The sequence below is a fragment of the Mesorhizobium sp. M8A.F.Ca.ET.208.01.1.1 genome, assembly GCF_004791315.1.
Classification (GTDB): Bacteria; Pseudomonadota; Alphaproteobacteria; order Rhizobiales; family Rhizobiaceae; genus Mesorhizobium.
In genome coordinates this window covers 1,054,474-1,078,957 of sequence record NZ_SRUT01000002.1, presented here as the reverse complement: position 1 = coordinate 1,078,957, position 24,484 = coordinate 1,054,474, and the positions used below count along the sequence as shown (strand labels likewise).

General features: G+C 63.3%; 24 protein-coding genes and 1 other RNA gene. 17 read left to right on the top strand and 8 right to left on the bottom strand.

Annotation, left to right across the window (positions count from 1 at the left end; translation table 11 throughout):
- Window positions 1-26: 26 nt before the first annotated feature.
- Complete coding sequence (locus EN851_RS15840) at window positions 27-908, bottom strand: LysR family transcriptional regulator (protein ID WP_127872154.1); 882 nt, start codon at window positions 906-908, stop codon at window positions 27-29.
- Window positions 909-1,113: 205 nt separating this feature from the next.
- On the opposite strand from EN851_RS15840, the gene EN851_RS15835 reads away from it, so the two are divergent.
- Both EN851_RS15835 and EN851_RS15830 read left to right on the top strand, forming a co-directional pair.
- Window positions 1,114-2,610 (top strand): CoA-acylating methylmalonate-semialdehyde dehydrogenase, encoded by a 1,497-nt coding sequence (locus EN851_RS15835; protein ID WP_135929561.1) that lies wholly within the window; start codon window positions 1,114-1,116, stop codon window positions 2,608-2,610.
- A 413-nt stretch (window positions 2,611-3,023) separates the two neighbouring features.
- Window positions 3,024-3,326 carry a hypothetical protein gene (locus EN851_RS15830; RefSeq protein ID WP_127280981.1) on the top strand — a complete coding sequence of 101 codons (303 nt, stop codon included), beginning with the start codon at window positions 3,024-3,026 and terminating at the stop codon, window positions 3,324-3,326.
- Window positions 3,327-3,364: 38 nt separating this feature from the next.
- On the opposite strand, the gene EN851_RS15825 is transcribed toward EN851_RS15830, so the two are convergent.
- Together EN851_RS15825 and EN851_RS15820 are read right to left on the bottom strand one after the other, a co-directional pair.
- Entirely contained in the window at window positions 3,365-4,165 is an 801-nt protein-coding gene (locus EN851_RS15825; RefSeq protein ID WP_127872152.1) for an SDR family oxidoreductase, read from the bottom strand.
- Window positions 4,162-4,491: a nuclear transport factor 2 family protein gene (locus EN851_RS15820; RefSeq protein ID WP_127276538.1), complete on the bottom strand. Its 330-nt coding sequence runs from the start codon at window positions 4,489-4,491 to the stop codon at window positions 4,162-4,164. The genes EN851_RS15825 and EN851_RS15820 overlap by 4 nt, the downstream gene beginning before the upstream one ends.
- A 79-nt stretch (window positions 4,492-4,570) precedes the next feature.
- Here EN851_RS15820 and EN851_RS15815 point away from each other — a divergent pair, with 79 nt between their 5' ends.
- Window positions 4,571-4,948: a winged helix-turn-helix transcriptional regulator gene (locus EN851_RS15815; protein ID WP_127276536.1), complete on the top strand. Its 378-nt coding sequence runs from the start codon at window positions 4,571-4,573 to the stop codon at window positions 4,946-4,948.
- Between the two features lie 6 nt (window positions 4,949-4,954).
- On the opposite strand, the gene EN851_RS15810 is transcribed toward EN851_RS15815, so the two are convergent.
- Window positions 4,955-5,647: a GntR family transcriptional regulator gene (locus EN851_RS15810; protein ID WP_189343586.1), complete on the bottom strand. Its 693-nt coding sequence runs from the start codon at window positions 5,645-5,647 to the stop codon at window positions 4,955-4,957.
- A gap of 69 nt (window positions 5,648-5,716) precedes the next feature.
- Here EN851_RS15810 and EN851_RS15805 point away from each other — a divergent pair, with 69 nt between their 5' ends.
- From EN851_RS15805 to EN851_RS15745, 13 genes are all read left to right on the top strand, one after another.
- Window positions 5,717-6,610: a dihydrodipicolinate synthase family protein gene (locus EN851_RS15805; RefSeq protein ID WP_127276532.1), complete on the top strand. Its 894-nt coding sequence runs from the start codon at window positions 5,717-5,719 to the stop codon at window positions 6,608-6,610.
- A gap of 182 nt (window positions 6,611-6,792) precedes the next feature.
- The gene (locus tag EN851_RS15800) at window positions 6,793-8,043 is read left to right on the top strand and encodes an FAD-dependent oxidoreductase (RefSeq protein ID WP_189521852.1); all 1,251 of its coding nucleotides are present in this window, start codon (window positions 6,793-6,795) and stop codon (window positions 8,041-8,043) included.
- Between the two features lie 31 nt (window positions 8,044-8,074).
- Window positions 8,075-9,076 carry a 4-hydroxyproline epimerase gene (locus tag EN851_RS15795; RefSeq protein WP_135929560.1) on the top strand — a complete coding sequence of 334 codons (1,002 nt, stop codon included), beginning with the start codon at window positions 8,075-8,077 and terminating at the stop codon, window positions 9,074-9,076.
- 336 nt (window positions 9,077-9,412) lie between these two features.
- Window positions 9,413-10,315: a branched-chain amino acid ABC transporter permease LivH gene (locus tag EN851_RS15790; RefSeq protein ID WP_127276526.1), complete on the top strand. Its 903-nt coding sequence runs from the start codon at window positions 9,413-9,415 to the stop codon at window positions 10,313-10,315.
- Between the two features lie 4 nt (window positions 10,316-10,319).
- The gene (livM, locus tag EN851_RS15785; RefSeq protein ID WP_127276524.1) at window positions 10,320-11,915 is read left to right on the top strand and encodes a high-affinity branched-chain amino acid ABC transporter permease LivM; all 1,596 of its coding nucleotides are present in this window, start codon (window positions 10,320-10,322) and stop codon (window positions 11,913-11,915) included.
- Complete coding sequence (locus EN851_RS15780) at window positions 11,915-13,393, top strand: ATP-binding cassette domain-containing protein (RefSeq protein ID WP_135929559.1); 1,479 nt, start codon at window positions 11,915-11,917, stop codon at window positions 13,391-13,393. Before livM ends, EN851_RS15780 begins: the two co-directional genes overlap by 1 nt.
- Complete coding sequence (locus tag EN851_RS15775) at window positions 13,393-14,121, top strand: ABC transporter ATP-binding protein (protein WP_127276520.1); 729 nt, start codon at window positions 13,393-13,395, stop codon at window positions 14,119-14,121. The genes EN851_RS15780 and EN851_RS15775 overlap by 1 nt, the downstream gene beginning before the upstream one ends.
- A gap of 16 nt (window positions 14,122-14,137) precedes the next feature.
- Window positions 14,138-14,485: a DUF6867 family protein gene (locus EN851_RS15770; protein WP_135929558.1), complete on the top strand. Its 348-nt coding sequence runs from the start codon at window positions 14,138-14,140 to the stop codon at window positions 14,483-14,485.
- A gap of 137 nt (window positions 14,486-14,622) precedes the next feature.
- A complete protein-coding gene (locus EN851_RS15765) occupies window positions 14,623-15,741 on the top strand; it encodes a branched-chain amino acid ABC transporter substrate-binding protein (RefSeq protein WP_127276516.1) in 1,119 nt (372 codons plus the stop codon).
- Window positions 15,742-16,030: 289 nt separating this feature from the next.
- Complete coding sequence (gene pyc, locus EN851_RS15760; protein ID WP_135929557.1) at window positions 16,031-19,489, top strand: pyruvate carboxylase; 3,459 nt, start codon at window positions 16,031-16,033, stop codon at window positions 19,487-19,489.
- A gap of 160 nt (window positions 19,490-19,649) precedes the next feature.
- The gene (locus EN851_RS15755; RefSeq protein ID WP_027053014.1) at window positions 19,650-19,910 is read left to right on the top strand and encodes a DUF2312 domain-containing protein; all 261 of its coding nucleotides are present in this window, start codon (window positions 19,650-19,652) and stop codon (window positions 19,908-19,910) included.
- A gap of 48 nt (window positions 19,911-19,958) precedes the next feature.
- Window positions 19,959-20,399 (top strand): hypothetical protein, encoded by a 441-nt coding sequence (locus EN851_RS15750; RefSeq protein WP_135929556.1) that lies wholly within the window; start codon window positions 19,959-19,961, stop codon window positions 20,397-20,399.
- 10 nt (window positions 20,400-20,409) lie between these two features.
- Window positions 20,410-20,706: a hypothetical protein gene (locus EN851_RS15745; protein WP_135917100.1), complete on the top strand. Its 297-nt coding sequence runs from the start codon at window positions 20,410-20,412 to the stop codon at window positions 20,704-20,706.
- Between the two features lie 82 nt (window positions 20,707-20,788).
- Here EN851_RS15745 and msrB read toward each other — a convergent pair whose 3' ends face one another.
- From msrB to EN851_RS15720, 4 genes are all read right to left on the bottom strand, one after another.
- Window positions 20,789-21,193 carry a peptide-methionine (R)-S-oxide reductase MsrB gene (msrB, locus tag EN851_RS15740; protein WP_027141754.1) on the bottom strand — a complete coding sequence of 135 codons (405 nt, stop codon included), beginning with the start codon at window positions 21,191-21,193 and terminating at the stop codon, window positions 20,789-20,791.
- Between the two features lie 335 nt (window positions 21,194-21,528).
- Window positions 21,529-22,719: a VWA domain-containing protein gene (locus EN851_RS15730; RefSeq protein ID WP_135929555.1), complete on the bottom strand. Its 1,191-nt coding sequence runs from the start codon at window positions 22,717-22,719 to the stop codon at window positions 21,529-21,531.
- A 2-nt stretch (window positions 22,720-22,721) separates the two neighbouring features.
- Complete coding sequence (locus EN851_RS15725) at window positions 22,722-23,168, bottom strand: GNAT family N-acetyltransferase (protein ID WP_135929554.1); 447 nt, start codon at window positions 23,166-23,168, stop codon at window positions 22,722-22,724.
- 92 nt (window positions 23,169-23,260) lie between these two features.
- Entirely contained in the window at window positions 23,261-24,100 is an 840-nt protein-coding gene (locus EN851_RS15720) for a MoxR family ATPase (RefSeq protein WP_135929553.1), read from the bottom strand.
- A 143-nt stretch (window positions 24,101-24,243) separates the two neighbouring features.
- On the opposite strand from EN851_RS15720, the gene ssrS reads away from it, so the two are divergent.
- Window positions 24,244-24,399, top strand: a non-coding RNA gene (gene ssrS, locus EN851_RS15715) — 6S RNA.
- The last annotated feature ends 85 nt before the right edge of the window (window positions 24,400-24,484 follow it).

The following is a 24,484-nucleotide window of genomic DNA, read 5'->3' as shown; positions in this document are numbered from 1 at the left end:
GCCGTGTTTGTGCCGTGACGGCGCTTCTACAGGAAGAGGCCCCGCTCACGCTCAACCGCCTTGGTGATGAAGCTGGCGACGATCTGGACGCGGCGCAGCGGCCTCACCGATTCATGGTAGACCAGCCAGTAGGCGCGGCGGATGGGCGCGACCACGTCGACGGCCACCAGCTCCGGCATCGAGCGGGCGACGAAGGTGTGCAGGATGCCGATGCCGGCGCCCGAGCGCACGGCTTCGGCCTGGCCGAGCGCCGAGGAGATGGCGAAGCTGGTGCGCCAGTCCGCGCTGAATTCGGCCGCGTAGTCGAGCGAAGGGCTGACGATGAGGTCCGGCACATAGCCGATGAGGGTGTGCCGGCCGAGTTCGGCGGCGGTTCTGGGCAGTCCATTGGCTTCGGCGTAGGCGCGCGACGCGAACAGGCCGAGCGAATAGTCGACCAGCTTTCCGGCAACCAGCCGCCCTTCGGTCGGCCGCTCGACGGTAATCGCGATATCGGCCTCGCGCCGCGACAGCGAAAAGGAGCGCGGCACCGGCACGAGCTGGATGGTGAGTTCGCGGTGCAGGGCGGTGAGTTCGCCCAGCCGCTTGGCCAGGAAGGCGACGCCGAAGCCGTCGGGTGCACCGATGCGCACGGTTCCGGACACGTCGTCGCCTTCGCCCGATATGGTCGAGCGGGCGGCGATCATGTCGCCTTCCATGCGCTCGGCGATGTCGAGGAAGCGCTCGCCTGCCGGCGTCAGCTCGCTGCCGGTGGTCAGGCGGCGGAAGAGTTTTGTCCTCAGTGCTTCCTCCAGGGCCGCGATGCGGCGCGAGACGGTGGCATGGTTGAGCTCCAGCCGCCGCGCGGCGCCAAGGATCTGGCCGGCGCGCGCCACGGCGAGGAAGATGCGGACGTCATCCCAGTTCAAGGGCGTGGTCCGACAGGACGGAGGGGGGCGCGAGGGAGCTCAACTTAACGATTCCAGCGAGAGTGAGCATACCTATCATTTGCGGCAATTGATGCACAGACCTCGCTTGTTGTCTATTTTCCGCACAACGGTTGCGTTCTCCCTCGCGTTGCCATTCGCCGGCCAAAGGCGGACAATGCGCCATCACCAACAAGGGAGAGAAATCATGATCGACTACGGTCATTTCATTGGCGGCAAGCGTGTCGCCGGCACCAGCGGCCGCAAGCAGGACGTCATGCAGCCGATGGACGGCTCGGTGCGCGGCACCGTGGCGCTGGCCTCGCAGGCGGAACTGCGGGCCGCAGTCGAGGATGCCAAGGCCGCGCAGCCCAAATGGGCGGCCACCAATCCGCAGCGCCGGGTGCGCGTGCTGATGAAATTCCTCGAACTGGTCGCCCGCGACTATGACGAACTGGCCGACATCCTGGCGCGAGAACACGGCAAGACCATCGCCGACGCCAAGGGCGACATCCAGCGCGGCCTCGAAGTGGTCGAGGTCTGCATCGGCGCGCCGCATATGATGAAGGGCGAGTTCACCGACGGCGCCGGCCCCGGCATCGACGTCTATTCGATGCGCCAGCCGCTCGGCGTGGTCGCAGGCATCACGCCGTTCAATTTCCCCGCCATGATCCCGCTTTGGAAAATCGCGCCGGCGATCGCTTGCGGCAATGCCTTCATCCTGAAGCCTTCGGAGCGTGATCCGGGCGTGCCGATGCGCATTGCCGAACTGTTCATCGAGGCCGGGCTGCCTGCCGGCATCCTCAACGTCGTCAATGGCGACAAGGATGTCGTCGACGCCATCCTCGACGATCCCGACATCAAGGCCATCGGCTTTGTCGGCTCGACCCCGATCGCCCACTACATCTATTCGCGCGGCACGGCGGCGGGCAAGCGCGTGCAGTGCTTCGGCGGCGCCAAGAACCACATGATCATCATGCCCGATGCCGACATGGACCAGACCGTCGACGCGCTGATCGGCGCCGGCTACGGTTCGGCCGGCGAGCGCTGCATGGCAATCTCGGTCGCCGTGCCAGTCGGCAACGACACCGCCAACCGGCTGATGGAAAAGCTGATCCCTCGCGTCGAGAGCCTGAAGGTCGGTCCGTCGACGGATTCGGCCGCCGATTTCGGCCCGCTGGTCACCGCCCAGGCGCTGGAGCGCGTCAAGGGTTATGTCGACACCGGCGTCAAGGAAGGCGCCAAGCTGGTGGTCGACGGCCGCGGCTTCAAGATGCAGGGTTACGAGGACGGCTACTATATGGGCGGCTGCCTGTTCGACAACGTGACCGCGGATATGCGCATCTACAAGGAAGAAATCTTCGGACCGGTGCTCTCGGTTGTGCGTGCGCCGCGCTATGAGGATGCGATCAAGCTCGCCAACGACCACGAGATGGGCAATGGCGTCGCCATCTTCACCCGCGACGGCGATGCCGCCCGCGACTTCGCCAGCCGTGTCCAGGTCGGCATGGTCGGCGTCAACGTGCCGATCCCGGTGCCGATCGCCTACTACACGTTCGGCGGCTGGAAGGCGTCTTCCTTCGGCGACCTCAACCAGCACGGCCCGGACGCCTTCCGCTTCTACACCAAGACCAAGACGGTGACCTCGCGCTGGCCGTCCGGCATCAAGGACGGTGCCGAGTTCGTCATCCCGACGATGAACTAAGCCGGACGGTTTCTTGGCTGCGCGTCCTCGCCTTCGGCTGCGGGCGCGCGGGCCGGCATCAAGGACGGAACCGAGTTCGTCATCCCGACGATGAGCTGACCGGACGCTCCCCTAAACCGAAGTTGAGAAAGCGCGGTGCAAATCGCGCTTCTTTTTCATGGGCGTCGGGAATGTGGGGGCTTTCGTCCGCTTAAGCCTTGCGCCGTCCAGCTGCGCCGCCGCGAGCGCGACGTCAGGTACATTATGCCAATGCCTCGCGCCCCGCGAGCATCTCCACATTCTAATAATTCCATCGCCGTGTGATGGAACCAACAGACCACCATCCGCCTTAGGCTTTATTCCTGCCACGCGTGCAGGCAATCAAACAGCGCCGGTGGCAGCCGGGGTTCTCGTCTGGCGCAAGGAGGTGTCAGATGACACGATTTCTTATGGCGACACTTTTGGCGGCGGCCGCGATGACCGGTGGAATCGCGCCAGCGAACGCGGCGGCGCAATGCGCGGCGCGCGCGGACATCATCAAGGCGCTCGGCGACAAATTCCACGAAACCGAGGCCGGGCGCGGCCTGATCAATCCGAACGTCGTCCTCGAGATCTTCATCTCGGATAAGGGTAGCTGGACCGTGCTGGCCTCGGACACCAAAGGCCAGAGTTGTGTTCTGTCGGTCGGCGAAGGCTGGGACAGCCCGACCATCACCGCGGCGATGCCGGGCGCTTGACGGCGCGAGGCTGCAGCGGGACCTCCCAGCGGCGGCCTTCAGACCGTCGGAATTGTGCCGCCATCGATGACGTACTCGGCGCCGTGGATTGCGGATGCGCGATCCGAAACGAGGAAGGCCACCAGTTCCGCGATCTCTTGCGGCCATGCCGGCCGGCCGATCGGGATGCCGCCCATCGCGTCCATGATACCTTGGCGGGCGGTCTCCTCATCCGAGCCCGAATGGGCCGCCAGCCGCTTCACCATTGCCTCCGAGGCGGTGGTGTGGATCCAGCCCGGCGCCACTATGTTCACGCGAATGCCTTGTGGCCCGAGTTCCTTGGACAGCGCCTTGCTGTAATTTGAAAGGGCCGCCTTCGCCGCCGCATAGGCGATGGTGGATTCGTGGAGCGGCAACCGGCGCTGGATCGACGAGATGTGTACGATCGCCCCGGAGCCCTGCTCGATCATGCGCGGGACAAGCAGGCGGTCGAGCCGCACCGCCGCAAGCAGATTAAGATTGAGTTCATCCTGCCAGATCCGGTCGGACAGCGCCGCGAAACCGCCGCCTGGGCTTTTCGACCCGCCAACGCTGTGAATGACGATGTCGATGCCGCCAAGACGGTCGATGATGGCGGCGGCCACGTTTGCCGCACCGTCGAGAGTGGCGACGTCAGCTTGCACGAAGAGTTCCGCCGGTGATCCGGCGTCGGGCGAACGGGCTGTCGTCGCGACCGTTGCACCTGCTGCGGCAAGCCGGTGAACGATAGCTTCGCCGGCGCCTTTGGTGCCGCCGGTGACCAGCACGCGCCTGCCCCGGAACTCCTGGTCATCGATCGCGAATGTCTGCCGGATGGTCATAGGCCAATCTCCAGTTTCGCGATCCGGTCGCCGCCCAGCGTGAAATTGTAGTGGAGCGTTATCGGGCTGCCGGGGAAGTCACCGGAGACGATACCGGCGATCCGCCATGCGTTGGCTGTGACACCGGCCTCCTTCACCTCGACTGTCGCGTGATATTTGTCGGTCGTACTTTGCATCCACCTGCGGATCGCTTCGGTTCCGCGATGGGTCTCGCCTTCGTCCTTGACGATGGCGTCCAGCGTGAAAGGCGCGAGCATCGCGCCGATGTCGTGGCGGTTGTTGGCGGCGAAATAATCCGCCAGCGGCGGAGGAAGGGTCACGGTCACGGTTTGTCTCCAATTGGATGCCGCCGTCTGTGGGAGGGGGCGGCTGTTGTCGGCCGCTAAGATGAGGTATGCTGGAGAAATGACAAGAACCGACGAAAAAGTAAGGTACTTACCCGAAAGTGAGGCTGAGACGCTGACGCCGCTCTCCGCAGCGAGCGGTGTGGAAAACGTGCTACGCATCCTCGAGGGCCGTTGGAAGCTGGTGATCCTGTTCCATCTGTTCGGCGGCAAAGTGCTGCGCTTTTCAGACCTCGAGCGGGCGATACCGGCTATTTCGCAGAAAATGCTGATCCAGCAGCTCCGGCAGATGGGCGCCGACGGGATTGTCCGCCGTATCGTTCACCATCAAGTACCGCCAAAGGTCGAGTATTGCCTGACCGATTGGGGTCAGGCCCTGTGCCCGGCTCTCGATGCCCTGTTGAAATGGGCGGCGCAAAAGGGCTCCGCCGACGCCTGACCGAGCCTATCGTGTCGCAGCCACCTCGGCATGGCCGCGCAGCAGCGCCATCAGCTTCTTGGCGTCCTTGGCGGCGCCCTCCTCGTCGCCGTCGAGGATCGAGCGGATCAACGCGACATGGTGCTCAGCGGATTCCGCCAGCCCGGTGTCCGACTTGTAGCGGAACCAGAAGCGGCGGCTGTGGGTCTGCAACGGGGCGGCCAGCCGGGCGGCGAACGGATTGTCGGCGGCCAGCGCCAGCGCTTCGTCGAGCGCCTTGTCGGCCTGGATGAAGGCAAGCACATTGCCCGAGATCACCGCCTTCTGCATGGCAAGCGCGGCCTCGTGAAACAGGTCGGCGGCCTCGCGGGTGACGAAGCGTGCGGCCGATCGTGCGAGCACCACCTCGACGCCGCGCCTTGCGTCGAGCACGCGCAGCCAGTCGCCGGGATGCAGCGGTGCGATCGCGATGCCGGCACGCGGCCTGACATCGAGCAGTCCCTCCCAGGCCAGCCGCTGGATCGCCTCGCGCACCGGCGTGCGGCCGAGCGCCAGCCGCTCGATCAGGGAGCCCTCGGTGACAAAACTCGCCGGCGCCAGTTCGAGCGTCACGATCATGTGTTCGAGGACGCGATAAGCCCTGGTCGCCGCGGGCTCGGACACGGTGCTTGCTTCCATGGATATCAAAGGCGGTCTCCTGATATATCTAAAATATATCATAACAGATTCCGCATTGACAGCGGCTTTCCTAACAGATATACGGCTGATATATCAGATGGAGAGATAGTCATGTGGACCGGAGTTTTCCCCGCCGTCACGACCAAATTCACCGCCGACGACCGGCTCGATCATGCCGAGATGGAGCGTTGCTTCAGCCTGCAGATGGAGGCCGGCTGCGACGGCATCATCGTCTGCGGCTCGCTCGGCGAAGGGCCGATGCTGTCGCCTGACGAGAAGATCGAGGTGCTGAAGACCGCGCAGAAGGTCGCTGGCAAGAAGCCGGTGCTGCTGACGGTCAACGAGGCCGGCACCCGCGAGGCCGCCAGCATCGCCAGGCGCGCCGCCAAGGAAGGCGCCAACGGCCTGATGGTGGTGCCGAGCCCGATCTATCATACCAACGCGGAAGAGACCGTGGCGGCGCTGCGCGCCGTGGCCGAGGCCGGCGACCTGCCGGTCATGATCTATTCCAACCGGCTCGCCTACCGCGTCGATGTCACCGTCGACCAGATGGAGGAGCTTGCGTCGGACAAGCGTTTCGTCGCCATCAAGGAATCCTCCGACGACATCCGCCGCTCGACCGAGATCATCAACCGCCTGGGCAGCCGCTACGACCTGTTCACCGGCGTCGACAATCTCGCCTTCGAGGCGCTGTCGGTGGGCGCCATCGGTTGGGTGGCCGGCCTGGTCACCGCCTTCCCGCGCGAAACCGTCGCCATCTACCAGTTGATGAAGCAGGGACGCCGCGAAGAGGCGCTCGCCATCTACCGCTGGTTCCGGCCGCTGCTCGACCTCGATGTCTCGACCTATCTGGTGCAGAACATCAAGCTTGCCGAAGTGTTCGCCATCAACACCAATGACCGCGTGCGCATGCCGCGCATGCCGCTCTCGGGCGAACGCCGCAAAGCGGTCGAGAAGATCGTCAAGGATGCGCTCGCGGTGCGGCCGACGCTGCCGCAATTCTGAATTGGCGATGGCGCAGGCCCCCTCATCCGGCCGCTTCGCGGCCACCTTCTCCCCAGGGGGAGAAGAGTTCGCCAGCGTTGGCGTCAGCCTCTTCTCCCCAGCGGGGAGAAGGTGGCCCGAAGGGCCGGATGAGGGGGCTGGCACGGAGAAGCGAGAGAGGGCGTTTTGCACTGTGCGCCGCCATGAGTAACAATGCCGTAATCGACATCGCCATCATCGGTGGCGGCATCATCGGCATCTGCGCGGCGGCCTTCCTTGCCGAGGCGGGACTGGATGTCACGGTCTTCGACCGCACCGGTATCTGCGAGGAGACGAGTTCCGGCAACGCCGCCGCCTTGGCCTTTTCCGACGTGCTGCCGCTGGCGCACAAGGGCATGATCCGGCAGCTGCCGAAATGGCTCGCCGATCCGCTCGGCCCGCTCAGCATTCCGCCCGTCTACCTGCCGAAGCTGCTACCCTGGCTGGTTCGCTTCTGGCGCGCCGGCGCGCCAGGGAAATACGAGGCGAGCCTGGCGGCGCAGTCCGGCATGATGAAGCTTGCCGAGGCCGAGTGGATGGATCTGCTCGATCGTTCCGGCACGCGGCCGATGCTGCGTGAGGACGGTTCGCTCGAGCTCTATGAAAGCGAAGCCGAGTTTCGCGCCTCGATGTCGGGCTGGGCGGCGCGCGAGCGCTTCGGCATCGGCTTCCGGCACGTCGAGGGCAAGGACCTGGCGGACTTGCAGCCGGGGCTGTCACCGCGTTTCGTCAGGGGCACCTTCGTGCCGGGATGGAAGACGGTCGCCGATCCAAAACTGCTCGGCAAGGCCGTGTGGGCCTACGCGCAGTCCAAGGGTGCCCGTTTCGAGATGGCCCGCATCGACCGGGTCGCCGCCGGTCAAGACGGCGCGACACTGACGCTGGCAGAAGGCTCGACCAGGCAGGCCAGGCACCTCGTCATTGCCGCGGGCGCCTGGTCGCACCTGCTGGCGCGGCAGCTCGGCGACCGCATTCCGCTGGAAACCGAACGCGGCTACAACACGACATTGCCGAGAGCCGCGTTCGACGTGAGGCGGCAACTGATCTTCTCCGGCCACGGCTTCGTCATCACCCCGCTCGACACGGGCCTGCGCGTCGGCGGTGCCGTCGAGCTTGGCGGCATCGAACGGCCGCCCAATTTCAACAGGGCGAAAGCGCTCTTGCGGAAGGCGCAGGCATTCCTGCCGGGGCTCGATCCCACGGGCGGACGCGAATGGATGGGGTTCCGGCCCTCGCTGCCGGATTCGGTGCCCGTCATAGGCAAGGCAGCGCGAAGCCGGGCGGTCATCTATGCCTTCGGCCACGGCCATCTCGGCCTGACCCAGGCTGCGGCAACCGGGCGGTTGATCAGGGAATTCGTTCTGGGGCAGACTTCGTCCGTCGATCTGGTCCCCTTCAGCCCACAACGATTTTGATTTTTTCGGGTTTTGATTTTCGAGGAGCGACATGGCCAAGAAATCCTTCTTCTGCATCGACGGTCACACCTGCGGCAACCCGGTGCGGCTGGTCGCTGGCGGCGGTCCGCTGCTGCAGGGCTCGACGATGATGGAACGGCGCGCGCATTTCCTCGCCGAATATGACTGGATCCGCACCGGCCTGATGTTCGAGCCGCGCGGCCATGACGTGATGTCCGGCTCGATCCTCTACCCGCCGACACGCGAGGACTGCGACATCGCCATCCTGTTCATCGAGACGTCAGGTTGCCTGCCCATGTGCGGCCACGGCACCATCGGCACGGTGACGATGGCCATCGAGCACGGCTTGATCAGGCCGAAGACGCCGGGTGTGTTGCGGCTCGACACGCCGGCCGGCCTGGTCATCGCCGAATACAAGCAGGTCGGCGAGTATGTCGAGGAGGTGCGCATCACCAACGTGCCGTCGTTCCTCCATGCCGAAGGGCTGACGGTCGAATGTCCCGGGCTCGGCGAGATCACGGTGGATGTCGCCTATGGCGGCAATTTCTACGCCATCGTCGAGCCGCAGGCGAATTATCGCGACATGGCGGATTATTCGGCCGGCGACCTCATCGCCTGGAGCCCGGTGGTGCGGCAACGGCTCAACGAGAAATATACCTTCGTGCATCCGGAAAACCCAGGGATCAACCGGCTGTCGCACATGCTGTGGACCGGCAAGCCGACGGTCGAGGGCGCGGATGCGCGCAATGCCGTCTTCTACGGCGACAAGGCGATTGATCGCTCGCCCTGCGGCACCGGCACCTCGGCGCGCATGGCGCAGCTCCATGCCAAAGGCAAGCTCAAGGCCGGAGACGCTTTCGTCCATGAATCGATCATCGGGTCGCTGTTCAAGGGCAAGGTCGAAAAGGAGGTCAACTTGGCCGGGAAGCAGGCAATCATCCCCTCGATTGGCGGTTGGGCGAGGATGACCGGACTGAACACCATCTTCATCGACGACCGCGATCCGTTCGCGCATGGTTTTGTGGTCAAGTAGGGAGAATCCTGACCCTACGGAAAGGAGTGTGACGAAAAAACGAACCGTGTCAGGAACGCAACGATTCTTCTCATCACCTAATTTTGACGGTGATTTCTTCGAAACGGAGCGCATGATGAGGCGCAATCGTCAAAGACATTGCGTTATGCCAATGATAGGGTCCGCGATAGTCCAGGGGCTGGGTGGAAAAAACGGGCGATCGGGAAGGCGTGGTTGGAAACACGCGGAGCGATCAAAAAAAATCACGTTGCAATCCGGCCTCGAAACTTTACGACTAGGGGAAATACGAAAAGGAATGCGTCTGCATGGGCGACATTCCAGGGGAGCCATGTACACATGCAGTACTTCGTCCAGCAGCTTATCAATGGGCTGACGCTGGGATCGATCTATGGGCTGATCGCGATCGGCTACACGATGGTCTACGGCATCATCGGCATGATCAATTTCGCCCATGGCGACATCTTCATGGTGGGCGCTTTCACGGCGCTGATCGTCTTCCTCATCCTCGGCGCGCTGTTTTATTCGGTGCCCGTGGTCATCGCGCTGCTGGTCATGATGATCGTGGCGATGCTGCTCACCAGCCTTTACAATTGGACGATCGAGAAAGTGGCCTACCGGCCGCTGCGCGGTTCGTTCCGGCTGGCGCCGCTGATCACCGCCATCGGCATGTCGATCGCGCTGTCGAACTTCGTCCAGGTGACGCAAGGGCCGCGCAACAAGCCGATCCCGCCGATGGTCAGCCAAGTCTACAACATCAACGGCGTCAGTGTGTCGCTGAAGCAGATCATCATCGTCATCGTCACCGCTTTGCTGCTGGCGGTGTTCTGGTACCTGGTCAACAAGACCTCGCTTGGCCGGGCGCAACGCGCCTGCGAGCAGGACCGCAAGATGGCGGCACTGCTGGGCATCGACGTCGACCGCACCATCTCGATCACCTTCATCATGGGTGCGGCCCTTGCCGCCGTCGCCGGCACGCTTTTCCTGATGTACTACGGCGTCATCGCCTTCTCCGACGGCTTCGTGCCGGGTGTGAAGGCCTTCACGGCCGCGGTGCTTGGCGGCATCGGCTCGCTTCCGGGGGCCGTGCTCGGCGGACTGCTGATCGGCTTCATCGAGAGCATGTGGTCGGCCTATTTCTCGATCGACTACAAGGATGTCGCCGCCTTCTCGATCCTGGCGATCGTCCTGATCTTCCTGCCTTCCGGCATATTGGGCCGGCCAGAAGTCGAAAAGGTCTGAGACCATGGCCGTAACCGTATCTCCAGAGCGCGACACCGTCGCCAGTCCCGTGCAGCGCGCCCTGCGCGAGGCCTTCTATGCCGGCGCCATCGCGCTTGGCCTGTTCGTGCTGTTCATCGGCCTCAAGACCGACCAGAACATGTCCAACGAACTGGTCGTGGTGCAGCGCTGGGGCCTGCTTGCCGCGGTGGTGATCGCCACCGCCGTCGGACGCTTCCTTTACGTTGCCTACGGCCAGCCCTTCATGGCCAACCAGAAGGTCGCCAACGTGACCACCGGCCTCATGCCGGCAAGCGTGGCATCCCGCTTCTTCACCCTGCCGGCCTTCATCGGAGCGGCGGTCGCCATGGTGCTGCTGTTCGTGTTCAACAGCTCTCTCGCCGGATGGGTTGGGGCAGAGCCGGCCGGCTATCTGCAATTCCTGCGTGCCCTGTCGGTCATCTATGTGCTGGCCTGCGTGATCTATTACTTCCGCGCCTTCATCCATGCCAACTTCACCAAATTGGGCATCTCGGCCCTGGTGCTGTACCCGATCCTCGTGGTCGCGGTGCTGTCGCTCAACGCCTGGTCGATCACCGGAGGGCTGCAGGGTTCGTTGAAATGGGTCGATAATTTCGGCATCCAGATCCTGATCTATGTGATGCTGGCCTGGGGACTGAACATCGTCGTCGGCCTCGCCGGTCTGCTCGATCTCGGCTACGTCGCTTTTTATGCGCTTGGCGCCTATGCCTATGCGCTTCTGGCCACGCATTTCGGCCTGTCGTTCTGGATATTGTTGCCCGCCGCGGGCGCCATGGCAGCGCTCTGGGGGGTGCTGCTCGGCTTTCCCGTGCTGCGCCTGCGCGGCGACTATCTGGCGATCGTGACGCTCGCCTTCGGCGAGATCATCCGCCTCGTGCTGATCAACTGGCGCGAGGTCACCAATGGGTCGGCAGGCATCTCCGGCATTCCCAAGGTCAGCTTCTTCGGCCTGATGACCTTCAACGTGTCGGACCCGAACTACATCGCCAAGGTGCTGAACATCGCCACGTCCAGCGCCTACTACAAGATCTTCCTCTACTACCTGATCCTTGGGCTCTGCCTGTTAACCGCCTTCGTCACCATCCGGCTGCGGCGCCTGCCGGTCGGCCGCGCCTGGGAAGCCTTGCGTGAGGACGAGATCGCCTGCCGCTCGCTGGGCATCAACACCACCACGACCAAGCTCACCGCCTTTGCCACCGGCGCCATGTTCGGCGGTTTTGCGGGCTCCTTCTTCGCCGCCCGGCAAGGTTTTGTCAGCCCGGAATCCTTCGTCTTCCTGGAATCGGCCATTATCCTGGCCATCGTCGTCCTTGGCGGCATGGGCTCGCTGGTCGGCATCGCCGTCGCCGCGATGGTGATGATCGGCGGCACCGAGGCGCTGCGCGAACTCGATTTCCTCAAGCAGGTCTTCGGGCCCGATTTCACACCGGAACTCTACCGCATGCTTCTGTTCGGCATGGCCATGGTCATCGTCATGCTGTGGAAGCCGCGCGGCTTTGTCGGCAGTCGTGAACCAACCGCCTTCCTTAAGGAGCGAAGGGCTGTCTCAGGCTCCTTCACCAAGGAGGGCCACGGCTGATGAATGCGACCACGCAAATGAACGACGCCATCCTGCAGGTCGAGCATCTGTCGATGAAGTTCGGCGGTCTGGTCGCCATCGGCGACCTGTCCTTCACCGCCAGGCGCGGCGAAATCACCGCGCTGATCGGTCCCAACGGCGCCGGCAAGACCACGGTGTTCAATTGCATCACCGGCTTCTACAAACCGTCGGAAGGCATGATCACGCTCAACCGGGCCGACGGTTCCAGCTACCTGCTGGAACGGCTGCCCAACCACGAGATCCCGGCGCGAGCCAAGGTGGCGCGCACCTTCCAGAACATCCGCCTGTTCTCGGGCATGACGCTGCTGGAGAACCTGCTTGTCGCCCAGCACAACAAGCTGATGAAGGCTTCGGGCTATACGATCCTGGGCCTGTTCGGCTTCAGCGGCTACCGCAAGGCCTCGGCCGAATCGGTTGAGCTTGCCAAGCACTGGCTGGAGAAGGCCGATCTCGTCGATCGTGCCGACGATCCGGCAGGCGACTTGCCCTATGGCGCGCAGCGGCGGCTCGAAATCGCGCGCGCCATGTGCACCGGTCCTGAGCTGCTGTGCCTCGACGAACCGGCGGCCGGCCTCAACCCGAAGGAATCGGCGGCTCTCAACGAACTGCTGATGGGAATCAAGCATACGACCGGCACCTCGATCCTCTTGATCGAGCACGACATGTCCGTGGTCATGCAGATTTCCGACCACGTCGTGGTGCTGGAATATGGCCGCAAGATCTCCGACGGCAATCCGCAGTCGGTGCGCACCGATCCGCGCGTCATCGCCGCCTATCTCGGCGTCGATGACGAGGAGGTCGAGACCGTGCTCACCGAAGTCGGCGACGAGGACGTCATCGAACAGCTCGATATCGGCCCCGACTCCACGCATGGCCCGGGGACATCGGCGTCGTATCTGGCCGGGCCGGTGAGCGACACCGTCGGCCATAGCGAAGGCGAACGGGTGACCGTGTCGAAAGGCGCCTCGAAGGCAGCGCAGGTCGACGCCCGCGCCGCCACCGTGGCAAGCAGGCCTGTCGCGCCGACCCCGACGCCGGCCAAATCCGCCGCGAAGAAGGCGGCGCCAAGGAAAACGGCCGCAAAGGCGCCTGCCACGAAGGCCGAAGGCGTTTCGAACCGCCTCGCTGCCCCCCGTGGCGGCAAGGCCGACAACCTGACCCGCATCAAGGGCATCGGTACGGTCAACGAGAAGAAGCTCAACGAACACGGCATCTTCCACTTCGACCAGATCGGCGCCTGGAAGAAGGCGGACGTCGAGGCGGTGGAGGCCTATCTCGCCTTTGACGGGCGCATCGCGCGCGAGGAATGGGTCAAGCAGGCGAAGCTGCTCGGCCAGGGCAAGGATACGGAATTCTCGCGCCGCGTCGACGCGGGCAAGGTGGCGACGAGTCATGCTTCCGGCAAAGCCGCGAGCACAGGCAAGCCCGTTCAGGGCAAGCGTGGAGGGGGCAAGTGATGGCCACGACAACGCTGCTCGATATCAAGGGCGTGGAGACCTATTACGGCAACATCCGGGCGCTGAACGGCGTCAATGTCACCGTCAAGCAAGGGGAGATCGTGGCGCTGATCGGCGCCAACGGCGCAGGCAAGTCGACGCTGATGATGACCATCTTCGGGGCCCCACGCGCCCGCACGGGCACCATCACCTTCGCCGGGACCGATATCACCCAGCTGCCGACGCATGAAATCGCACGCATGCGCATTGCCCAGTCACCCGAGGGCCGGCGCATCTTCCCGCGCATGACGGTGATGGAAAACCTGCAGATGGGCGCCAGCCTCGACAACCTCAAATATTACGGCGAGGACGTCGAGAAGGTGTTCACGCTGTTCCCCAGACTGAAGGAGCGGATCGCCCAGCGTGGCGGCACCTTGTCGGGCGGCGAACAGCAGATGCTGTCGATCGGACGCGCATTGATGGCGCGGCCGAAACTGCTGCTGCTCGACGAGCCGTCGCTGGGCCTGGCGCCGCTGATCGTCAAGCAGATCTTCGATGCCATCCGCGAATTGAACCGCACCCAAGGGCTGACCGTGTTCCTGGTCGAGCAGAACGCGTTCGGCGCGCTCAAGCTCGCCACGCGCGGCTACGTCATGGTCAACGGCAATGTGACGATGAGCGGCACCGGCAAGGAGTTGCTCGCCAATCCGGAAGTGCGCGCCGCTTATCTCGAAGGCGGACATCACTGAGTTCAGGAGACTTCCCATGCAAGGCATTCTCTACGAGGAACCGTCGATCTGGCAGTTCTTCTTCGTCACCTGCCTGCTCGGCGGATGGGCGGCATGGATGACCGGCAAGGCCAGCGCCCAGACATGGCGCAGCTTCATCCAGCTGTTTGCCTATCTGCTCGGGCTCGGCATCGGCATCCGCTTCATCCATCACGCGCTGTTCGACGGTACGATGTTCTCGCTGCATTACTATATCGTCGACACAGTCGTGCTGATGATACTGGGCTTTGTCGGCTATCAATACACACGAACCAACCAGATGGTCACACAGTATAATTGGCTCTACGAAAGAGCTTCAATCTTGAGCTGGAAACCGAAAGGTTGACGGTCATCATTAACGCCGCGTCAGGGATGAATCGGCGTGACAAGTGCCTGAAAATCGGCAAACTATGCTTTCTGCGATAAGGGTGGGCATCGCATGAAAGCTTCATCCACGCCCACTCCGTTAATGGGAGCGTTTAAATGAAAAAGTCACTTTTGTCCGCCGTGGCCCTGACCGCGCTCGTCGCGTTCGGCGGCAACGCGTGGGCTGATGTAATGTTCGCCGTCGCCGGACCGATCACCGGTCCGAACGCGGCCTTCGGCGCGCAGCTGCAGAAGGGCGCGGAAGCGGCGGTCGCCGAGATCAATGCCAAGGGCGGCATCAACGGCGAGCAGATCAAGCTCGAAATCGGCGACGACGTCTCCGACCCGAAGCAGGGCATCTCGGTCGCCAACAAGTTCGTCGGCGACGGCGTCAAGTTTGTGATCGGTCACTTCAACTCCGGCGTGTCGATCCCGGCCTCCGAAGTCTACGCCGAAAACAACATCGTCGAAATCACGCCGGCCGCAACCAACCCGAAGTTCACCGAGCGCGGCCTGTGGAATGTGTTCCGTACCTGCGGACGCGACGACCAGCAGGGCAGCATCGCCGGCGGCTACATCGCCGCGAACTTCAAGGATGCCAAAGTCGCCGTGATCCATGACAAGACCCCTTATGGCCAGGGCCTCGCGGACGAAACCAAGAAGGCGATGAACGCCGCGGGCATCAAGGAAGTGATGTATGAAGGCGTCAATGTCGGCGACAAGGACTTCTCGGCGCTGATCGCCAAGATGAAGGAAGCCGGCGTCACCCTGATCTACTGGGGAGGCCTGCACACCGAAGCCGGCCTGATCATCCGTCAATCCGCGGACCAGGGCCTCAAGGCACCGATGATGTCGGGTGACGGCATCGTGACGGACGAACTCGCCGCGATCGCGGGCGACGCCGTCGCCGGCACGCTCAACACGTTCGGCCCCGACCCGCGCCTGATCCCGGCCAACAAGGAGCTCGTCGAGAAGTTCCGCGCGCAAGGTTTCGAGCCGGAAGCCTACACGCTCTACGCCTACGCTGCCGTGCAGGTGGTCGCCGAGGCAGCTGCCGCCGCCAAGACGAACGATCCGCAGGCCGTCGCCAAGGCGATGCATGAAAACGGCCCGTTCCCGACCGTCCTGGGCGATCTCGCCTATGACGCCAAGGGCGATCCGAAGCTGCCGGGCTACATCATGTACGAATGGAAGAAGAAGGACGACGGCAAGTATTCCTGGTTCCCGAAGTCGTAATTCATTCCGATCCGAAACCAAACGATGCCCGGCGCCTCGCGCCGGGCATTTTCTTTGATGCCCGCTGGCGCCGTGACATCCCGCCAGCGTTCCTTAGCCAGCCGGGAAGATCGCATCCAGGATCGAAATTGTCGCCATTGTTCCGCCCATACGGACGAATGCATGCGAGTGTTGGCCGAATAATTGATTTAAATCGGTTTAAACCAACGTCGATTTTGTTTGCACTGCAGCATTTTCACGCTAATCATTGCCCCGATTTCCCGTCCCTTCCGCTGCTGGAGCCCAGTCCTTGGCCATCACGAAGATCCTCGTCGCCAACCGGTCAGAAATCGCCATCCGCGTCTTTCGCGCGGCCAATGAGCTGGGCCTCAAAACCGTGGCGATCTGGGCCGAGGAAGACAAATACTCACTGCATCGCTTCAAGGCCGACGAAAGCTACCAGGTCGGGCGCGGTCCGCATCTCAACAAGGACATGGGGCCGATCGAGAGCTACCTGTCGATCGAGGAGGTGATCCGCGTCGCCAGGCTTTCGGGCGCCGACGCCATCCACCCCGGCTACGGGCTCCTGTCGGAAAGCCCCGAATTCGCCGAAGCTTGCGCGCAAGCAGGCATCACCTTCATCGGACCGAAGCCCGACACGATGCGGCGGCTGGGCAACAAGGTCGCCGCGCGCAATCTCGCCATCGAGGTCGGCGTGCCCGTGGTGCCGGCCACCGATCCGTTGCCGGACGATATGGAGGCGGTCAAGGAACTCGCCAAGACGGTCGGTTATCCGGTCATGCTCAAGGCCTCGTGGGGTGGCGGCGGGCGCGGCATGCGCGCTATCCGTTCCGAGGCCGACCTTGCTCGCGAGGTCATGGAAGGCAAGCGCGAGGCGAAAGCCGCATTCGGCAAGGACGAGGTCTATCTCGAAAAGCTGATCGAGCGCGCCCGCCACGTCGAGGTGCAGGTGCTTGGCGACACGCATGGCAATGCCGTGCATTTGTTCGAGCGCGACTGCTCGATCCAGCGCCGCAACCAGAAGGTCGTCGAGCGCGCGCCGGCGCCCTATCTCAGCGAGGACCTGCGCCAAGAGCTTTGCGGCTATGCGCTGAAGATCGCGCGCGAGACCAGCTATATCGGCGCCGGCACCGTCGAATTCCTGCAGGATGCCGATACCGGCAAGTTCTATTTCATCGAGGTCAATCCGCGCATCCAGGTCGAGCACACCGTCACCGAGATGGTGACCGGCATCGACATCGTGAAAGCGCAGATACACATCCTCGACGGCTTCGCCATCGGCACGCCGGAATCGGGCGTGCCGGCGCAGCGGGACATCCGGCTGAACGGCCATGCCTTGCAGTGCCGCATCACCACGGAAGATCCCGAACACAATTTCATTCCGGACTATGGCCGCATCACCGCCTATCGCGGCGCCACCGGCTTCGGCATCCGTCTGGATGGCGGCACGGCCTATTCCGGCGCGGTCATCACCCGCTTCTACGATCCGCTGCTGGAGAAGGTCACGGCCTGGGCGCCGACACCGGCCGAGACGATCGCCCGCATGAACCGCGCCTTGCGCGAATTCCGCATCCGCGGCGTCGCCACCAACCTCACCTTCCTCGAAGCGATCATCAATCACCCGAGCTTCGCCGACAATTCCTATACGACGAAGTTCATCGATACGACGCCGGAGCTGTTCCAGCAGGTCAAGCGCCAGGACCGCGCCACCAAGCTGCTTAACTATCTGGCCGACGTCAGCGTCAACGGCCATCCCGAGACACGCGGCCGGCCGACGCCGAAGGCAGACGCGGCGCCGCCCGTGGTGCCCTATCTCAACGGCAATGTGCCGAGCGGCAGCAAGCAGAAACTCGACGTGCTCGGGCCGGAGAAGTTCGCCGCCTGGATGCGCGAGCAGAAGGAAGTGCTGGTCACCGACACGACGATGCGCGACGGCCACCAGTCGCTGCTCGCCACGCGCGTGCGCACGCACGACATTGCCGGCATCGCCGGCACCTATGCGCGGGCGCTGCCGCAACTTCTTTCATTGGAATGCTGGGGCGGCGCCACTTTCGACGTCGCCATGCGCTTCCTCACCGAGGATCCATGGGAACGGCTGTCGCTGGTGCGGGAAGCCGCCCCCAACCTGTTGCTGCAGATGCTGCTGCGCGGCGCCAACGGCGTCGGCTACACCAATTACCCCGACAATGTCGTGCAGCATTTCGTCAAGCAGGCAGCGGCGGGCGGCATCGACCTGTTCCGCGTCTTCGACTGCCTGAACTGGGTCGAGAACATGCGTGTCGCCATGGACGCCGTGGGCGCCGAGGGCAAGCTGATCGAAGCGGCGATGTGCTATACCGGCGACATTCTCGATCCGGCGCGGGCCAAGTACGACCTGAAATATTATGTCGGGCTGGCCAGCGAATTGCAGGCCGCCGGCGCCCATATCATCGCGGTCAAGGACATGGCCGGCCTGTTGAAGCCGAGTGCCGCCCGCGTGCTGTTCAAGGCGCTGCGCGAGGCGACCGACCTGCCGATCCATTTCCACACCCACGACACATCGGGCCTGTCGGCGGCAACCGTGCTGGCGGCGGTGGAAAGCGGTGTCGACGCCATCGACGCGGCGATGGATGCCTTTTCCGGCAACACTTCGCAGCCATGTTTGGGTTCGATCGTCGAAGCGCTGAAGGGCACCGAACGCGATCCGGGCCTCGACCCGCAATGGATCCGGAAAATCTCGTTCTACTGGGAAGCGGTGCGCAACCAGTACGCCGCCTTCGAGAGTGACCTGAAAGGTCCAGCTTCCGAGGTCTACCTGCACGAAATGCCGGGCGGGCAGTTCACCAACCTCAAGGAACAGGCGCGTTCGCTCGGGCTGGAGACACGCTGGCACGAAGTGGCGCAGACCTATCATGACGTCAACCTGATGTTCGGCGACATCGTCAAGGTGACGCCGTCCTCGAAGGTCGTTGGCGACATGGCGCTGATGATGGTGAGCCAGGACCTGACCGTTGCCGATGTCGAGAATCCGGCCCGCGACATCGCCTTCCCGGACTCGGTCGTCTCGATGCTGCGCGGCGACCTCGGCCAGTCCCCGGGCGGCTGGCCGCAGGTGCTGCAGAAGAAGGCACTGAAGGGCGACAAGCCGATCACGGCGCGGCCCGGTTCGTTGCTCAAGCCGGCCGACCTCAAGAAGGGCCGCAAGGAGATCGAGGACAAGCTCGAGCGCAAGCTGTCGGAGTATGAGTTCGCCTCGTGGCTGATGTATCCGAAGGTGTTTTCCGACTTCGTCGCCGCCCAGGAAACCTACGGCCCGGTCAGCGTTCTGCCGACGCCGACCTATTTCTACGGCATGAAATCGGAAGACGAGATCTTCGTCGACATCGAAAAGGGCAAGACCTTGGTCGTGCGCTGCCAGGCGTTCGGCGATGTCGACGACAAGGGCATGGTCACCGTGTTCTTCGAGCTCAACGGCCAGCCGCGGCGTGTGAAGGTGCCCGACCGCGCGCATGGCGCTTCCGCCGCCAAAGCGCGCCGCAAGGCCGAGCCCGGCAATGAGGCGCATGTCGGGGCGCCGATGCCGGGTGTGGTTTCGGCGCTCGCGGTTGCCGCCGGCCAGGCGGTCAAGGCCGGCGACGTGCTGCTCTCCATCGAAGCGATGAAGATGGAGACGGCATTGCATGCCGAGCGCGATGGCACGGTCGCCGAGGTGCTGGTCAAGGCCGGCGACCAGATCGATGCCAAAGATCTGCTGATAGCCTTCAGCTGATCTGCGCCCTGGCCGCGTGGCTGTCCGCATCATGGCGGCAGCCCTTGGCGAGCTGTCGATAACGGCTTGACCCGCCGGCCCCGGTCGGGCATCGAACCGCTGAAATTCGCCGCGGCACGTTCCCCGAGTCGCGGCGCGGAACCGATCTTTGGAGAAAAAAATGGCCGACGATATCACCGAGACCAGCCAGACTGTTGCCGCCGGCCAGCTGCGTGCCTTGATCGAGCGCATCGAGCGGCTCGAGGAAGAAAAGAAGACGATCGCCGACGACATCAAGGAAGTCTTCGCCGAGGCCAAGGGCACCGGCTTCGACACCAAGGCGATCCGCACCATCATCCGTCTGCGCAAGAAGGACCAGGCCGAGCGCCAGGAGGAGGATGCCATCCTCGATCTCTACATGGCCGCGCTCGGCATGGAGTAAGGCTCACGGCCGGCGCCCGATGCGGTTGCCGGAGATACGGTTCGAACCATGAGCGAATTCGACTTCGGCGGCCGTCGCGCCTCGGAATTCCGCCATCGCGGCTTCTGGTCGCTGTTTGCCGAACGGCATCCGGAAGAAAGAGCCCGGCTGACGCGGCGCGGACCCTGGTTCTGGCAGCGCGGGCTGCCCGACTTCGTACTGGTGCTTTCCATGTATGTCGCGCCGGCGCAGAACCATGTCGGCGTCTTCTTCGGGCGCAACGAGAAGTTCGGCGCCACGGACTCGTGGTCGCGGCTGAAACCGTTTCAACCGGCGATCGAGGCCACGCTGAAGCTCAAACCCGAACAGAGCTGTGAGGGGCTCGGCATCAACTCAATGTGGCGGGTGAACTGCTACTCCGAGGACAATTGGCCGGCCATGACCGACTGGCTGGTGAGGGAATGCTCACGCTTCGAGGAAGCCGTGACCGACGTTCTGGGGCAGAGATAGGTCGCCGGTCATGACGGACTTTTTCCGTACGCGCTGGAGAGGCGAAGCGCCGCTCGGCCGCCTGTTCTGGCGCGACACGCTGCTTGTCGGCACCTTGATCAGCGTCGCCTCGTCGGCGCTGGCGCTTGTCCTGCTCGAGCTGAAACTGCCGCTCTGGCTGGTGCTGATGGTGCATTTCCTGCCTGTGCCCTACAACATCTTCCTGACCATTGCGGTCTGGCGCGCGGCCGAGAAGGCCGGTGGCTTCAAGGCTCAACTGATGATGCTTGGCTCGGCGCTTTGGTTGATTGCGACGGCAGTCGCCTGAGCCGCGTCCCACTTTCCTGGAATTGCTCCATACGAAAAAGGGCGGCCGAAGCCGCCCTTTGCGAGGTCATATCCGGGACAGGTCAGGCCGCCGGCTCGAATTTCAGCGCCACGCCGTTGATGCAGTAGCGCAGGCCGGTCGGCGGCGGGCCGTCCTCGAAGACATGGCCGAGATGGCTGCCGCAACGAGAGCAGTGGCACTCGGTACGGACCATGCCGTAGCTGCGGTCAACGGTGTTCTCGACCGAGCCCGGAACGGGATCGTTGAAGCTCGGCCAGCCGGTGCCGCTTTCGAACTTCAGCGTGGATTGGAACAGCGGCTGGTCGCAGCCGACGCAGGAAAAAGTGCCGGCACGCTTCTCATAGAGCAGGGCGCAGCTTCCCGGCCGCTCGGTGCCGTGGTTGCGCATGACCGCATATTGCTCCGGCGTCAGCCGGGCTCGCCATTCGGCATCGGTGCGGGTGACGGGGTAGGTGTGGGTGTCCATTTGATCTCCTCAGCCTTGTCGGCTCGTTCTTGGTTGCAACCGGATATTCGCCCCAACATAGGCATTTGTTACAGACCTGCCCAGTGCCTGGCATTGTAAGGTCGAATCGCTTGCTAGCTTTCGGCGTCTGTGCTGCCCCTCACCTGCCTGCCGGCATCCTCTCCCCGTACAGTGACGGGGAGAGGGGTGCTCCCGTCGCCGGTTTCGCCAATCGCCGGCATTGCAAGATGGGCATCGAGGCCACGGCCAGCTTCCTTCTCCCCGTCACTATACGGGGAGAAGTGCCCGTCAGGGCGATGAGGGGCAGCGCCAACCTTGTCCTGTATCTCCGACAACTAATGCTTTCTGGAAAGCTGCTTCGTCGCGGCTTCCAGCCCGGCCAGTGTCAGCGGGAACATGCGGCCGCCGAAGATGTCGCGAATCATGGCGATGGAATGCGTAAAGCCCCAATTCCTTTCACTCTCCGGATTCAGCCACACCGCGTTCGGCCATTGCTGCAGGAGCCGGCCGAGCCAAACGCTGCCCGCCTCGGGATTCCAGTGTTCCACCGAGCCGCCGGGGTGGGCGATCTCGTAAGGGCTCATCGAGGCATCGCCGACGACGATGACCTTATAGTCGGGGCCATATTTGTGGATGAGGTCAAACGTCGGAATCACCTCGGCATGGCGGCGGCGATTGTCCTTCCACACGCCTTCGTAGAGGCAGTTGTGGAAATAGAAATATTCGAGCTGGCGGAATTCGGCGCGAGCCGCCGAAAACAGCTCCTCGACGCTCTTGATGTGGTCGTCCATCGAGCCGCCGACATCGAAGAACATCAGGAGCTTCACCGCATTGCGACGCTCGGGCCGTGTCCGGACGTCGAGATAGCCGTGCTCGGCGGTGGCGTGGATGGTGCCGGGCAGGTCGAACTCTTCCTCGGCGCCTTCGCGCACCCAGCGGCGCAGACGCTTCAGCGCGATCTTGATGTTGCGGGTGCCGAGTTCGACGGCATCGTCGAAATTCCTGAATTCGCGCTTGTCCCAGACTTTTACCGCGCGCCGGTTGCGGCTTTCAGCTTGCCCGATGCGCACGCCTTCAGGGTTGTAGCCATAGGCGCCGAAGGGCGAGGTGCCGCCCGTGCCGATCCATTTCGAGCCGCCCTGGTGGCGGCCCTTCTGTTCCTTGAGCCGCTGCTTCAGCGCCTCCATCAGCCTGTCGAAGCCGCCAAGCGCCTCGACCAGTCTTTTCTCCTCCTCGGTCAGGTGCTTATCGGCGAGCCGGCGCAGCCATTCCTCGGGAATGTCGGCGACGTCGACGGCATCCGGGCCGCCGAGCGCCTCGATGCCCTTGAAGACATGCGCGAACACCTGGTCGAAGCGGTCGATATGGCGCTCGTCCTTCACCAAAGCGGCGCGGGCGAGATAGTAAAAACCCTCGACGTCATAATCGACAAGCCCGGCTTCCAGCCCTTCGAGCAGAGAGAGGTATTCCCTGAGCGAAACGGGAACGCGCGCTGCCTTCAGTTCAAGGAAGAAGGGGATGAACATGACTACAACAGATCATACTCGATAAAGCCGGTCCTACGCGCGACGTGGTCGTAGAGCTTGCGCGCGGTGGCGTTGGTCTCGTGCGTCATCCAGTAGACGTTTTTCACCCCGATCTTGCCGGCCTCCTGCTTCACGGCTTCGATGAGGGCCGCACCGATACCCTTGCCGCGCACATCCGGGTCGGCGAACAGGTCCTGCAGGTAGCAATTGTTTTTCTCCGACCAGCCGGAGCGGTGATAGAGGTAGTGGGTGAGGCCGACGGCCTTGCCGTCGAGGGTCGCGATAAAACCCTTCGGCTCGAATTCGCCTGTCGTGAACAGCCGCTTCCAGGTGATCTCATAGACCTCTTCCGGCAGCTTGGTTTCATAGAAGGTCAGATAGTCGGTCCACAAGCGGCGCCAGTCGGCGTGGTCGGATTGCGCGAGCGGGCGGACAACAATCTCAGACATTTCATCTCCTCCGAAGGGTTCTGGCCGATGCTGACGTGCTCTGCGGCCGGCGGCAACGGTCCACATCAGGGGAAAGTGCTATTGCTGCCTTGCTATTGCTGCCGTCTGGCCATGAAGGCCAGCCGCTCGAACAGATGCACATCCTGTTCGTTCTTCAGCAGGGCACCGTGCAGCTTGGGCAGCGCGTTCTTGGCGTCGGCGCGCAAATCCTCGGGCGCGATGTCATCGGCGACCAGCAGGCGGATCCAGTCCAATGCCTCGGAGGTTGACGGCTTCTTCTTCAAGCCCGGCACGTCGCGAATTTCGTAGAACTGGGTGAGGGCCGCGCGCACCAGGTTCTGCTTGATGCCGGGATAATGGACATCGACGATCCGGTGCAGCGTATCGACGTCGGGAAAGCGGATATAATGGAAGAAGCAGCGGCGCAGGAAGGCGTCCGGCAGTTCCTTCTCGTTGTTGGAGGTGATGATGACGATCGGGCGGACGGCGGCGCGGATGGTCTCGCCGGTCTCGTAGACGAAGAACTCCATCCGATCGAGTTCCTGCAGGAGATCGTTGGGGAATTCGATGTCGGCCTTGTCGATCTCGTCGATCAGGAGCACGACCTTCTTGCCGGCCGCGAACGCCTCCCAGAGCTTGCCGCGCTTGATGTAGTTCTTGATGTCGTTGAACCTGACATCGCCAAGCTGGCTGTCGCGCAGCCGCGACACGGCGTCGTATTCGTAGAGACCTTGCTGCGCCCGTGTCGTCGATTTGACATGCCATTCGATGAGGTCGAGGCCGAGTGCTACCGCCACCTGGCGGGCTAGTTCCGTCTTGCCGGTGCCGGGCTCGCCCTTCACCAGCAGCGGCCGTTCCAGCGTTATCGCCGCGTTGACCGCCACCATCAGAGCCTTGTCGGCGACATAGGCCGCCGTGCCTTCGAAACGCATTTTTGCTCCTTGGTTCATTCCGGGAACCGTAAGGAGGCCCTCCGGTCCGCGCAAGGGCGGGTCTGCAAGGCGATGATGCCGACCGGTGCGGAAAGAGCGCCTCCTCTCTGGCGCTTGTGTCACCATCGGCCTATATTGATCGAGGCGGTCTGCGCTTCCCGGCAGGAGACACTTTTCCCCGGGGCCTTAACGATCCTTAGGGAGCTGTCCCTGGGAAGACCCGTGGGTTTTCTCACACGGCGCCCACCTACTTTGTAGGCACCCGGGATCGACCTCTCCACCGGTTGTGTGGACCGTCACTTGTCGCAAGGCGTCCACCCATCCTGGCGGATGATGCGGTGGAAAACGTCGCGCTTGAGACGTCACACAGCTCTGACCTTTTCT